An 11,894-nucleotide genomic window follows, 5' to 3' on the forward strand; every position below is an offset into this window, starting at 1 on the left:
AGCGCCAGCCACGATCAACCAGGGACCGACGCGACTCATGCCGCACCGACCTGGGCTTGCAGGCGCGCCACCGGGCGCTCACGCACCGGCCAGTTCAATGCCGCCGCCAGCAGGCTGAGCAGGATCGAGACTTGCCAGATCAAGTCATAACTGCCAGTCCGGTCGTACACCACCCCGCCCAGCCAGCCGCCCAGGAACGAACCCAACTGGTGGAACAGGAACACGATCCCACCCAGCATCGAGAGATTTCGTACACCGAACAACGTGGCGACCGTTCCGTTGGTCAGCGGCACCGTCGACAACCACAGCAAACCCATCGCCATGCCGAACAGATAGGCCGTGGTGGTCGTTACGGGCAGCCACAGGAACAAGCCGATCACCACCGCACGCACCAGATACAGACCAGTGAGCAGGCGCGGCTTGGACATGCGCCCGCCCAACCAGCCGGCGGTGTAGGTGCCGAAGATATTGAACAGCCCGACCAGCGCCAACACGGTGGTGCCAACGCTGGCCGGCAGGTGTTGGTCCACCAGATAGGCCGGCAGGTGCACGCCAATGAACACCACCTGGAAACCGCAGACAAAAAAGCCGACCGCCAGCAACCAGAAACCGGAATGACTGCACGCCTCGCGCAGCGCCTCGGACAAGGTCTGTTCGTTGCCGCTCAGTGGCGCCGGCGCATCCTTGAGCATACTGACCAACGGCACGATCAATGCCACCAGCAATCCCAGTGCCAGCAACGCGGCGGACCAGCCGAGCCAGCCGATCAGGCCCAGCGTGCCGGGTAGCATGGCGAATTGGCCGAAAGAGCCGGCCGCACTGGCGATGCCCATGCCCATGCTGCGTTTTTCCGCAGGGACGGCCCGCCCGACCACGCCAAGAATCACCGAGAACGAAGTTCCGGACAGGCCGATGCCGATCAACAGCCCGGCGCTCAACGACAGCGACCAGGGCGAGTCGGCCATGCCCATGAAGACCAGGCCAAGTGCGTAGAGAATGCCACCGATCAACACCACTTTCGCCGCACCGAAGCGGTCGGCCAGTGCGCCAGTAAAAGGCTGCGCCAGGCCCCAGATCAGGTTCTGCAAGGCAATGGCGAAGGCAAACACCTCGCGCCCCCAGCCGAATTCGGCGCTCATCGGCGCCAGGAACAGCCCGAAGCCATGCCGCACGCCCAGGGACAACGCCAATATCAGCGCGCTACCCACCAGGACCCAACCACAGGTACGCCACATCGATGTCATTCTTATTCTCCGGTCGCGGGTATATACCCACTTATCATCGGACGAACCGGCATTACGCCAGCTCATCCAGCAAGGCCAGCAAGGTGGCGCGTTTTTCGGCACCGAGCTTATCGATCAATTTCTGTTGCGCCGCTTCCCAGGCCGGCAGCGCCGCCGCCAACCGGGCATTTCCCGCCTCGGTGAGCACGACGATGCGGTTGCGCAAATCGTCGCCCTCAGCCAGCTTCACCAACCCCTCGCCTTCCAGTACCCGCAGGTTGCGCCCGAGGGTGCTGCGGTCCAGGCCCATGGCCTCGGCCAGAGAGGAAATGCTCGGCTGGTCCAGGCGCGCCAGGTTATTGAGCAGAGAATACTGGGCAACGTTGATCCCGAAGCCATCGAGAGCGCCGTCGTAATACCTGCTGACGCCACGGGCGGCGCGACGCAGGTTGATGCACAGACATTGGGAAGGAAGCATGATGCGTGTATATACCCGCGACTAAATGAATGCAAATTTAAATCAGCGCTGGCCCATCGGCAACATGCCGATTCAGTTAAAGACCAACGCCACCAGAACGGCCATTTCCAGCAGTTCCAGCAAGGCGCCCGCGGTGTCGCCGGTGCAGCCCTGCAGCCTGCGCAACATCAGCTGCCGCAAGCCAATGAAGACCATTGCGGCGACCACCAGTGCCCACAGCCCTGCCCAGCCCATCGCCAGAACGCAAACCAGGGCGCTGGCCAACAGCACCTGCCAACCCGAGCGGCGCGGCAGGTGATCGGCCAGCGCCTGGCCCAAGCCGCCGGCACGCACATACGGCGTCGTGAGGAACAGACCCAGCAAGGCGCCACGCCCCAACATCGGCACGATGAGCAAGGCCAGCGCCTGCCCTTGTTCGATCAATGCCACCAGCGCGGTCCATTTGAGCAGCAACACCAGCGCCAACGTAATTACGGCGATCGGCCCGCTGCGCGGGTCCTTCATGATCAGCAGCGTGCGCTCGCGATCGCCGAAACCGCCGAGCCAGGCGTCGGCGCTGTCGGCCAGGCCGTCCAGGTGCAAACCGCCGCTGAGCAGCACCCACGCCGCCAGGAGCAGCGCGGCATGCAGCAACGCGGGCGCGCCCGACAACAGCGCATCGAGCAAGCACAGCAGCCCCCCGAACAACAGCCCCACCACGGGATAGAACAACAACGAACGACCCAATTGTTCAGGCTCGGGCATGCCCGGCAGGCGAACCGGCAAGCTGCTGAGAAATTGCAGGGCGATCCAAAACGGCAACATCGTCAAACCGCCTCTTCGAGCACGGGACCGGACGACACGGTCAGGGAAAACAGCGCTCCATGGCCGACTTCGACATTCAGCAATTGCTCGCGAGGTAAACCGCGAGCCCGGGCCAGCAGCAAGCGCATCACACCGCCATGACTGACCAGCAGGACGCGCTGCCCGGCATACCCCACGTGCAAGCGTTCGACCGCCGCCAGGATCCGCGTCGAAAACGCCAGCACCGGCTCACCGTCGGGCGGGGTAAAGGCATAAGGATCGGCCCAGAAGCGACCGAGGGCGTCGGCGTCGGTTTCCATCAGCGCCGCCGCGCTGCGGCCTTCCCAGGCACCGAAATGCAACTCCTGCAAGTCCTTGTCCTGATGCACCGGAACACCCAGCCGAGCGCCGAGTTGTTCGGCGAAACGCGCGCAGCGCTGCAACGGCGAGCACACCAGGCGATCCCAAGGCCCGCGCTGCGCCACTGCCGCGTGCATTTGTTCCCAGCCGTTGGCCGTCAAGGCATCGTCGAGGCTGCCGCGCAATCCGCCGCCCAGTTCGGTTTCGCCGTGACGCAACAGGTCCAGGCGCAAGGTCATGCCGGGCGATCCGCCACGGCCGCTTCGGCAAACGTCGCCATCTGCCCGTGAAGATCACAGGCCAGGCGCAACAACGGCACCGCCAGCGCCGCGCCACTGCCCTCGCCCAGGCGCAGGCCCAGGTCCAGCAGCGGTTCCGCGCCGAGGGTTTCCAATACGTGCTTGTGGCCTGGTTCGGCGCCGCGGTGACCGAACAGCAGCCATGGCCGGCATTCGGGATTGAGGCGCACCGCCACCAGCGCCGCAACGCTGCAGATGAACCCATCCACCAGCACGGCGACGCCTTGCTGGGCACAGGCCAGATAAGCGCCGGCCAATGCCGCGATCTCGAAACCGCCAAGGTTGAACAGCGTCTGCAACGGGTCGTTGCCTTGGGCGCCATGCAGCGCCAGGGCGCGCTCGATCACTTGCGCCTTGCGGCTGACTCCCGCCGCATCCAACCCCGTCCCCGGACCGACCAGATGCGCCGCCGCGCAATCGAGCAAGGCGCAGGCCAGCGCACTGGCCGCCGTGGTATTGCCGATGCCCATCTCGCCGCCAATGAATAATTGCGTCCCGCTCGCCACGGCACGCATCACGCTGTCACGCCCGGCTTGCAAGGCCTGTTCGCCTTGATCCAGGGTCATCGCCGGCCCTTGGACGAAGTTCGCGGTGCCAGGGCCAAGGTTCAAATGGCGCACGCCGGGCAAGTCCAGCGAAGGTGTCACGGTGCCCAGGTCCACCACGTCCAGCGAAGCCTCCAGTTGCCGTGCGAGCACGCTGATGGCCGCGCCGCCGCTGACAAAATTGAACAGCATCTGCCCGGTGACTTCCTGTGGATACGCCGAGACCCCTTCGGCCACGACCCCATGGTCTCCGGCAAAAATAGCGATCCAGAGCCGATCCAGGCTTGGCTTGAGCTGCCCTTGCAGGCCCGCCAGTTGCACCGCCACCGCTTCCAGGCGCCCGAGGGAGCCGGCCGGCTTGGTCAGTTGTTGCTGACGGGCCGCGGCCTGCTCCAGCGCCAGGGTGTCAACGGGCTTGCACGGATCCAGCCACCAGCGGTGATTCATAACGCAGTTCCTTTCAGAGTCAGGGGCAAGCCGGCAACGGTCAGCACGACGCGCTGACAACGTTCGGCCAGGGCTTGATGCAGCCATCCGGCTTCATCGACGTAACGACGGGTCAGTTCGCCCAGCGGCACGACGCCCATGCCGGTCTCGTTGCTGACGAATATGACTTCGCCGGGGAGCGCGCTGATGCAGTCCAGCAGCGCTTCACGCTCGGCGATCAACCGTTCGGGATCGTCGAGCATCAGCAGGTTGGTCAGCCACAGGGTGAGGCAGTCCACCAGCAGGCATCGATCGGTCGCGGCGTTTTCCCGCAGCGCCTGCGCCAGCGCCAACGGTTCCTCCACCAACGCCCATTCGGCCGGACGCCGGGCGCGGTGTTGGGCGACACGTTGGTTCATCTCGCCGTCGAGGGGCTGGCTGGTGGCGATGTAGGTCACCGGCAAGCGTGTATCTGCCGCGAGTTTTTCGGCCAGGCGACTCTTGCCGGAGCGGGCGCCGCCCAAGATCAATTGAAGCATGGGGCATTACCTTTTGTTTGGCGTATGGCGACTGTCCTCATCGCGAGCAAGCTCGCTCCCACAGTTTGAAATGCAGTCCCTTGTGGGAGCGAGCTTGCTCGCGATGAGGACAGCCTAGCCAACCTAGATCCCACAGAGTTCACGCAGCAACCCGGTATCGAGATGCCGCTCCACCAGGTCCGCCAACCGTTCGATATCTCGCTCGCGCAAGCCGTGGTAATCCACCGCCTGTACGTCCTCCAGACCCGACCAACGCAGCAACGCGCTGCTGGCCGCCGGCGACTCGAACAGCCCGTGCAGATAAGTCCCGACAATCTGCCCGTCCAGGCTCCGAGCGCCATCGCAACGGCCGTCATCGAGATGCACCGCAGCATGTTCCAGAGCGGGGCCGAGGGTCACGCCCGCATGGATCTCGTAGCCGCTGACCTCGGCGTCTTCCAAAGCCAACCGCCCGCGGACGTTGCGCAGTTGCTTCTCGCGTTCCAGAGTCGTTTCGAAATCCAACAGGCCCAGCCCGGCGCTGGAGCCCGCCGCGCCTTCCAGGCCGAGCGGGTCATGGACGTGCTGGCCAAGCATCTGCAGACCGCCACAAATACCCAACAACTTGCCGCCGTAGCGCAGGTGTCGATGGATCGCCGTTTCCCAGCCATTGGCTCGTAGAAAGGCCAAGTCGCTGCGCACACTTTTGGAACCGGGCAGGATGATCAGGTCCGCCGGCGGGATGACCTGGCCGGGGCCGATGAATTGCAAATCGACTTGCGGATGCAGGCGCAGCGGATCGAAATCGGTGTGGTTACTGATGCGCGGCAGGACCGGCACCACCACCTTGAGCACTTGTTCGGCCTTGTCGGCCTGACGTTGGTCGAGGCCGTCCTCGGCCTCCAGATGCAGGTCCATGACATAGGGCAGCACGCCGACCACCGGTTTTCCGGTGCGCGCTTCCAGCCAGTCCAGGCCGGGCTGCAGCAAAGCAAGGTCGCCGCGGAAACGGTTGATGATGAAGCCCTTGACCCGCGCCTGCTCGCTGGGCGAAAGCAGTTCCAGGGTGCCGACCAGATGAGCGAATACCCCCCCGCGATTGATGTCGGCAATCAGCAACACCGGGCAGTCAACCGCTTCGGCGAAGCCCATGTTGGCGATGTCTCCAGCCCGCAGGTTGATCTCCGCCGGCGACCCAGCGCCCTCGACCATGACGACTGGATACGCCGCGCTCAATCGCTCGTGGGAGGCGAGCACCGCCTGCATCGCGATGGATTTGTAATCGTGATAAGCCACCGCGTTCATGGTGGTGACGGCGTGGCCATGGATGATGACTTGCGCGCCGGTGTCGCTGTTGGGCTTGAGCAGGACCGGGTTCATGTCGGTGTGCGGTTCGAGGCCGCAAGCCTGGGCCTGGACGGCCTGGGCCCGGCCGATTTCGCCGCCGTCGGCGGTCACTGCGCTGTTGAGGGCCATGTTCTGCGGCTTGAACGGCACCACGCGCACGCCCTGGCGCTTGACCCAGCGGCACAGCGCCGTGACCAGGGTGCTTTTGCCGGCATCGGAGGTGGTGCCCTGCACCATCAAGGTCGTCATTGAATGTCCTTGGCGTAGGCTTCGAAAGCCTGTTCCAGGCGCAGGAATTGCGCGTCGTCAGCCGGCAGCCCAAAGCGCAGGCTGCTGGTCTCGGTGAAGAGCCGCAGGAGAATGCCGCGATGGGCCATGAATTCGTAAAGCGCCTGGGCATGTTCGGTGACCAGCCACTGGAACAATGCACAACCGCCTTGGGGCTTGAAGCCGTGGCGTTCCAGCGTCATGGCCAGGCGCTGGCTGGTTTCTACGCAACGCTCGCGCTGCCGTGCATGGGCTTCGGTGTCGAGCAGACAAGCTTCACCCAAAACCCGGGTCGGCCCGCTGATGGCCCACGGCCCGACTTGCTCGGCGAGTAGCTTCAGCAAACGGCGCTCGGCCAGGACGAACCCCAGGCGAACCCCGGCCAGGCCAAAGAATTTGCCGAACGAGCGCAACACGATCAGCCCGACCTGATGGGCATGGGCACTGAGGCTCAGGTGCGGCGTGATGTCCATGAACGCCTCATCCACCACCAACCAGCCGCCGCGCTGGGCCAAACGCGCATGCCAATCGAGCAAGCGTTCCGGGCTCAGGCTCAGGCCGGTGGGATTGTTCGGATTGACCACCACCAGCACGTCGAGGCTGTCGAGGAAGAAGTCCACTTCCGTCTCCAACACTTCGCGCACGATGTAACCACAGCGGCGCCAGGCTTCGGCGTGCTCGGCGTAGCAGGGCGACAAGACACCGACCTTGCCGGCCCGGCGCAGGCGCGGCAACAGTTGGATGGCCATCTGCGAACCGGCCACCGGCAACGCATGCGTCGCTTCGTAGTAGTCGCAAGCGGCCTGCTCCAATCCATCGTCGGCCTCGGGCAGGCGCGCCCAGGCTCGCGGCGGGATTGGCGGAATGTCGAACGGCCAGGGCGCCAGGCCGCTGGACAGGTCGAGCCAATCGGCCTCGGCAATGCCGTATTGCCGGGAAGCGTTGCGCAGTCGTCCACCATGCTCAAGCATAGAACTCGGCTCCGAGGCAGAGAATCAGCAGCCATAACCATACGCCGCGCTGCACCAATTGCCAGCCGCGATCAATGGAATCAGCACTCGCCGGCACACCTTCGCCCAGCGGCGGACGCTGATGCAGTTCGCCGTGATACACCGCCGCGCCCCCCAGTTCCACGCCCAGCGCACCGGCGCCGGCGGCCATCACCGGCCCGGCGTTGGGGCTGTCCCAGGTCGGCCCCTGGGTTCGCCAGCATTTGAGCGCCAGACGGGTCTTGCCGAGGACGGCGTAGGTCAACGCCACCAGGCGCGCGGGAATGTAGTTGAGCACATCGTCGATCTTTGCCGCCGCCCAGCCAAAACGCTCGAAGCGCTCGTTGCGATAGCCCCACATGGCGTCGAGGGTATTGCTCAAGCGGTACAGCACCACGCCGGGCGCACCGGCCACCGCGAACCAGAACAACGCCGCAAATACCGCATCGCTGCCGTTTTCCAGCACCGACTCGGTGGCGGCACGGGCGACCGCGGTTTCGTCCAGCTCAGCCGTCTGGCGACTGACCAGATAACTGACCCGCTGGCGCGCCTCGTCCAGATCGCCACTGCGTAACGCCCTGGCCACCGGCTCGACATGCTCGCCGAGGCTGCGCAAACCGAGGGCGCAGTACAACGCGAGGATGTCCACCAGCCAGCCCACCAAGGGTGCCCAGGACAAGGCCGTGGCCAGCAAGGTCAAGGGCAGCACGGCGATGATCCACCCCGTAACACCGTGACTGCGCCAGCCACGCCCACCGGAATTGAAACGTTGTTCGATACGGCTGGCGAAACCGCCGAATGCCACCAGCGGATGCCAGCGCCGGGGCTCGCCCAGCAACGCATCCAGCGCCACTGCGGCGGCGCTGAGCAACGCTACGCTCATGGGCGCACTCCCCAGTGATTTTCATAAAGCAGTTCATTGAGCGGACGCGGTTGCGCCCAGCCTTCCAGGGCGAGCATTGGCGCCGGATAGAAACCTTCGACTGGGCCAAGACACAGAATCGCCAGGGGCTTGGCGCCTGTGGGCAACCCCAGTAGATCCGCCAACGCCTGGGGTTCGAACAACGACACCCAGCCCATCCCCAGCCCTTCGACGCGAGCCGCCAGCCATAAATTCTGGATGGCACAGGACAGCGAGGCCAAATCCATTTCCGGCAACGTCCGACGCCCGAAAATGTGTCGCTCGCGGTCATCCATCAGCGCCGCCACCAGAACTTCGGCACAGTCGTTGATGCCTTCGACCTTGAGTTTCATGAACTCGTCGCTGCGCTCGCCCAGGGCTTCGGCGGTGCGGATGCGCTCTTCTTCCACCAAGTGCTGGATCTCGCCCCGCAAGGCGCGATTGCTGATACGGATGAATCGCCACGGTTGCATCAGCCCGACGCTGGGGGCCTGGTGCGCGGCTTCCAGCAGGCGGCGCAGTAATGGCGGCTCGACGGTGCCGCCGTTGAAATGGCGCATGTCACGGCGTTCGGCGATGGCGCGGTAGACGGCTTCGCGTTCGGCCAGGGAGAAATCGTTGTCAGTCATGGCCTCTTCGCGAGCAAGCTCGCTCCCACACCGGTAGGCGTTGTACTTGAGATCACACGATCCCCTGTGGGAGCGAGCTTGCTCGCGATAGCGACCTGAAGATCAGGCGCAAACAACGCGGCAACCGCCCTCGGATTGGACGGAAAATAAAAATGCACGTAGGAAGCTGTCATCCGCCCCTGGCGAAAAACCGCCTCCGCTCCCCGCCCGCCATTGGGGCTGTGCCCACGGGCAATCGGCTCAAGCTCGGTATCAGTCAGGGAATGGTGATAGGTATGCCCGCGCAGGTCGCCTTCCGGCAAATCCACCGATTGCAGCGCGAGGGCAGCCAGACGCTTCTGCATCTGCGCATCCCCGGCCAGCAAACCCAGCAGTTCCGCGCGGACGCCTTCAACGTCGGTCAACGAATCAAGCAGATACAGCATGCCGCCGCACTCGGCGAGCAGCGGTTTGCCGGCCGCATGGTGGGCACGGATCGCTGCCAGCATCGGCGCGTTCTGCGCCAGGGCGACGTGGTGCAGTTCGGGATAACCGCCAGGCAGATAAAGACTGTCCGCCTCGGGCAATTGGGTATCGTGAATCGGCGAAAAGAAACTCAACTGCGCGCCCATGGCCCCCAGCAGATCGAGGCTCGCGCCGTAAGTGAAGGCAAACGCCTCGTCCCTGGCGACAGCGATGCGCACACCGTCGAGCCACGGCTCGACAACGGTCATCTCCGGAGCCGCGAATTCAACGCTGGGCGGCAGAGCCACTTCACAACTGCTGGCCAACGCCTCGGCGGCAGCGTCCAGGCGAACGTCCAGGTCGTTCAACTCACTGGCCTGGACCAGCCCGAGATGACGGCTTGGCAACTCGATGCCGGTTTCCCGTGACAACGCGCCATACCAGCGCAAGCCCTCGGTCAGGCTGCCTTCGAGCAATTGCGCATGACGCAAGGTCCCGACCCGGTTGGCCAAGACCCCGGCGAACGGCAGGTCCGGTTGATAACGCGCCAGGCCCAGGGCCAAAGCGCCGAAGGTCTGGGCCATGGCCGTGCCGTCGATCACCGCGAGTACCGGCACGCCGAAATGCCGCGCCAGGTCGGCGCTGGACGGCGTGCCGTCGAACAGCCCCATCACGCCTTCGATCAGGATCAGGTCCGCTTCGGCGGCAGCCTCCCACAACAGCCGGCGACTTTCCTGCTCGCCGACCATCCACATGTCCAATTGATAGACCGGCGCGCCACTGGCTCGCTCAAGGATCATCGGGTCGAGAAAGTCCGGACCACACTTGAACACCCGCACCTTGCGCCCCTGGTTGCGGTGCAACCGTGCGAGGGCGGCGGTGACGGTGGTCTTGCCCTGGCCGGAAGCCGGGGCGGCAATCAACACCGCCGGACAATGGCGGCTGGTCATCGGCGCATCGCTCACAATTCGACGCCTTTCTGCGCCTTGATGCCGGCCTGGAACGCATGCTTGATCATGCCCATTTCAGTCACGGTATCGGCCAACTCGATCATTTCGGGCTTGGCGCCGCGACCGGTCACCACCACATGCTGCATGGGCGGTCGGGCTTGCAGATCGCTCAGGACTTGATCGAGGTCTAGGTAGCCGTGCTTGAGGGCGATGTTCAGCTCATCGAGTACCACGAGGCCAATGGCCGGGTCGCTGAGCAACTGACGCGACACAGCCCAGGCGGCTTCGGCGGCGGCGATGTCGCGCTGGCGGTCCTGGGTTTCCCAGGTGAAGCCTTCACCCATGACATGAAAGCGCACCTGCTCGGGGAAGCGGCGGAAGAACAGCTCCTCGCCGGTGCTGTTGCGCCCCTTGATGAACTGCACCACGCCGCATTGCATGCCATGGCCCATGGCCCGGGCCAGCATGCCGAATGCCGAACTGCTCTTGCCCTTACCGTTGCCGGTCAGCACCAGCAGCAGGCCGCACTCGTTCGGCGAGTTGGCGATGCGCTCGTCAATCACGGCTTTCTTGCGCAGCATGCGCGCCAGGTGGCGTTCGTCGCGATCGGGCGTGTCGGTCATGGGGGAGCTCTCCGTTGGGACTGGATAACGGCGGGCGGGCAAAAAAAGGACGGCAATGAGCCTGGCATCGCCCACCGTGATGCCGTTGGATGAATCAGGCCGGTCTCCGGGCTCATGAGCGGCATAACGCCTGGCTGCGCGCCTTCCCATGTCCTGGAACACAGTGGCTTAGGCACAGCGTTGACTCATTTACCGTTGCGGGGGCAGCGCCGGGTTTGTGTGCACGCACCGGCTTCCCTGTTTCACCCTATCGGCCATTGCCATAGAGCACCTGAAACAAGCCGCGAAGGTTAGAGGGTTGGGGGTGGAGCGTCAATTAAAGCCGCGACGGCCATCACCTGGGACATTGGCCCGGATCAATAAACTGACGTCAATCTTGTGTGATGCTGCGGCAAGTGATATCAAAGAGACACCATGACCCGATATCACAAGAACAAGAGGGCAAACGCATGCAAGGCATGATCATCAGCAATCCGAAGCTGGAATTCCTGCGCCCGGTGTTGGAACGCTGGTTCGACTGTATCGACCGCTACAACGCCGTGCGCGGCGATAGCGACACACCTTATTGGCACGATGAAAAAGCCAACCTCGGGTTGCTGTCGGCCGCCGCCTGGATGGCTGAGATGGTCACGCTGCAGGACGCGTCCACGCGCAAACAGAACGAAGAAGGCGAACGCAACGCCCGCGCCGACCTGTTGATTGCCAGTACCGATGAACGCGCCTTCATCCAGGCGACCCAACGCTGGCCGAAGGTCAACAACCTGAACCTGACCCAACCCTTGCTGGAAGCCACCAGCGACGCCAAGCGCATCAGCTATGCCAGCGACTTGAAGCTCGGCTGCCTGTTCGTCGCCCCGCAAAAAGCCCAGCAGAGCGCCACGCCCGAAGAACTGCAGGACATGATCGATGACCTGCAGAAAGAAAACACCTGCGCCGTGGCCTGGTATTTCCCCTATGCCTATCGCAAATTGCGCAACGAAACCGGGCACTATCACCCTGGCGTCGCGGTGCTGTTAAAGCAGGCCCATGGTTGATCTAGTGGAACCTGTGGGAGCGGGCTTGCTCGCGAATGCGGTGGGCCAGTAGGCATAAATAATGACTGACCCACCGCA

Annotated in this window: 13 protein-coding genes and 1 riboswitch; of the genes, 1 reads left to right on the plus strand and 12 read right to left on the minus strand. The window is 64.1% G+C overall.

Annotation, left to right across the window (positions count from 1 at the left end; genetic code table 11):
- Positions 1-35: 35 nt before the first annotated feature.
- From JMN22_RS23080 to cobO, 12 genes are all read right to left on the minus strand, one after another.
- Entirely contained in the window at positions 36-1,244 is a 1,209-nt protein-coding gene (locus JMN22_RS23080) for an MFS transporter (RefSeq protein WP_198798104.1), read from the minus strand.
- A 52-nt stretch (positions 1,245-1,296) separates the two neighbouring features.
- A complete protein-coding gene (locus tag JMN22_RS23085; RefSeq protein WP_030142382.1) occupies positions 1,297-1,701 on the minus strand; it encodes a MarR family winged helix-turn-helix transcriptional regulator in 405 nt (134 codons plus the stop codon).
- Between the two features lie 72 nt (positions 1,702-1,773).
- Positions 1,774-2,505, minus strand: coding sequence for an adenosylcobinamide-GDP ribazoletransferase (locus JMN22_RS23090; protein WP_198798105.1), 732 nt, complete (start codon positions 2,503-2,505; stop codon positions 1,774-1,776).
- A 2-nt stretch (positions 2,506-2,507) separates the two neighbouring features.
- Positions 2,508-3,083 carry an alpha-ribazole phosphatase family protein gene (gene cobC, locus JMN22_RS23095; protein ID WP_030142384.1) on the minus strand — a complete coding sequence of 192 codons (576 nt, stop codon included), beginning with the start codon at positions 3,081-3,083 and terminating at the stop codon, positions 2,508-2,510.
- Positions 3,080-4,135 (minus strand): nicotinate-nucleotide--dimethylbenzimidazole phosphoribosyltransferase, encoded by a 1,056-nt coding sequence (gene cobT / locus JMN22_RS23100; protein WP_030142385.1) that lies wholly within the window; start codon positions 4,133-4,135, stop codon positions 3,080-3,082. Before cobT ends, cobC begins: the two co-directional genes overlap by 4 nt.
- Positions 4,132-4,653 (minus strand): bifunctional adenosylcobinamide kinase/adenosylcobinamide-phosphate guanylyltransferase, encoded by a 522-nt coding sequence (gene cobU, locus JMN22_RS23105; RefSeq protein WP_030142386.1) that lies wholly within the window; start codon positions 4,651-4,653, stop codon positions 4,132-4,134. The genes cobT and cobU overlap by 4 nt, the downstream gene beginning before the upstream one ends.
- A 123-nt stretch (positions 4,654-4,776) precedes the next feature.
- Complete coding sequence (locus JMN22_RS23110; protein ID WP_198798106.1) at positions 4,777-6,228, minus strand: cobyric acid synthase; 1,452 nt, start codon at positions 6,226-6,228, stop codon at positions 4,777-4,779.
- Positions 6,225-7,217, minus strand: a complete 993-nt coding sequence (gene cobD, locus JMN22_RS23115; RefSeq protein ID WP_198798107.1) for a threonine-phosphate decarboxylase CobD — start codon at positions 7,215-7,217, stop codon at positions 6,225-6,227. Before cobD ends, JMN22_RS23110 begins: the two co-directional genes overlap by 4 nt.
- Positions 7,210-8,118 carry an adenosylcobinamide-phosphate synthase CbiB gene (gene cbiB, locus JMN22_RS23120; protein ID WP_198798108.1) on the minus strand — a complete coding sequence of 303 codons (909 nt, stop codon included), beginning with the start codon at positions 8,116-8,118 and terminating at the stop codon, positions 7,210-7,212. Before cbiB ends, cobD begins: the two co-directional genes overlap by 8 nt.
- The gene (bluB, locus tag JMN22_RS23125; RefSeq protein ID WP_198798109.1) at positions 8,115-8,765 is read right to left on the minus strand and encodes a 5,6-dimethylbenzimidazole synthase; all 651 of its coding nucleotides are present in this window, start codon (positions 8,763-8,765) and stop codon (positions 8,115-8,117) included. The genes cbiB and bluB overlap by 4 nt, the downstream gene beginning before the upstream one ends.
- On the minus strand, positions 8,762-10,159 hold the full coding sequence (locus JMN22_RS23130) for a cobyrinate a,c-diamide synthase (protein WP_198798110.1): 1,398 nt from the start codon (positions 10,157-10,159) through the stop codon (positions 8,762-8,764). The genes bluB and JMN22_RS23130 overlap by 4 nt, the downstream gene beginning before the upstream one ends.
- 11 nt (positions 10,160-10,170) lie before the next feature.
- A complete protein-coding gene (gene cobO / locus JMN22_RS23135) occupies positions 10,171-10,782 on the minus strand; it encodes a cob(I)yrinic acid a,c-diamide adenosyltransferase (RefSeq protein ID WP_030142392.1) in 612 nt (203 codons plus the stop codon).
- An 80-nt stretch (positions 10,783-10,862) separates the two neighbouring features.
- A riboswitch (cobalamin riboswitch) is annotated at positions 10,863-11,072 on the minus strand.
- Between the two features lie 159 nt (positions 11,073-11,231).
- On the opposite strand from cobO, the gene JMN22_RS23140 reads away from it, so the two are divergent.
- Positions 11,232-11,816: a hypothetical protein gene (locus JMN22_RS23140; protein ID WP_198798111.1), complete on the plus strand. Its 585-nt coding sequence runs from the start codon at positions 11,232-11,234 to the stop codon at positions 11,814-11,816.
- The last annotated feature ends 78 nt before the right edge of the window (positions 11,817-11,894 follow it).

The sequence above is a fragment of the Pseudomonas sp. HB05 genome, assembly GCF_016756915.1.
GTDB lineage: Bacteria > Pseudomonadota > Gammaproteobacteria > Pseudomonadales > Pseudomonadaceae > Aquipseudomonas > Aquipseudomonas alvandae.

Bases quoted from the DNA above. Each gene is read 5' to 3' on its own strand.
- JMN22_RS23080 (WP_198798104.1), bottom strand. From the start codon at position 1,244: ATGACATCGATGTGGCGTACCTGTGGTTGGGTCCTGGTGGGTAGCGCG.
- JMN22_RS23085 (WP_030142382.1), bottom strand. From the start codon at position 1,701: ATGCTTCCTTCCCAATGTCTGTGCATCAACCTGCGTCGCGCCGCCCGT.
- JMN22_RS23090 (WP_198798105.1), bottom strand. From the start codon at position 2,505: ATGTTGCCGTTTTGGATCGCCCTGCAATTTCTCAGCAGCTTGCCGGTT.
- cobC (WP_030142384.1), bottom strand. From the start codon at position 3,083: ATGACCTTGCGCCTGGACCTGTTGCGTCACGGCGAAACCGAACTGGGC.
- cobT (WP_030142385.1), bottom strand. From the start codon at position 4,135: ATGAATCACCGCTGGTGGCTGGATCCGTGCAAGCCCGTTGACACCCTG.
- cobU (WP_030142386.1), bottom strand. From the start codon at position 4,653: ATGCTTCAATTGATCTTGGGCGGCGCCCGCTCCGGCAAGAGTCGCCTG.
- JMN22_RS23110 (WP_198798106.1), bottom strand. From the start codon at position 6,228: ATGACGACCTTGATGGTGCAGGGCACCACCTCCGATGCCGGCAAAAGC.
- cobD (WP_198798107.1), bottom strand. From the start codon at position 7,217: ATGCTTGAGCATGGTGGACGACTGCGCAACGCTTCCCGGCAATACGGC.
- cbiB (WP_198798108.1), bottom strand. From the start codon at position 8,118: ATGAGCGTAGCGTTGCTCAGCGCCGCCGCAGTGGCGCTGGATGCGTTG.
- bluB (WP_198798109.1), bottom strand. From the start codon at position 8,765: ATGACTGACAACGATTTCTCCCTGGCCGAACGCGAAGCCGTCTACCGC.
- JMN22_RS23130 (WP_198798110.1), bottom strand. From the start codon at position 10,159: ATGACCAGCCGCCATTGTCCGGCGGTGTTGATTGCCGCCCCGGCTTCC.
- cobO (WP_030142392.1), bottom strand. From the start codon at position 10,782: ATGACCGACACGCCCGATCGCGACGAACGCCACCTGGCGCGCATGCTG.
- JMN22_RS23140 (WP_198798111.1), top strand. From the start codon at position 11,232: ATGCAAGGCATGATCATCAGCAATCCGAAGCTGGAATTCCTGCGCCCG.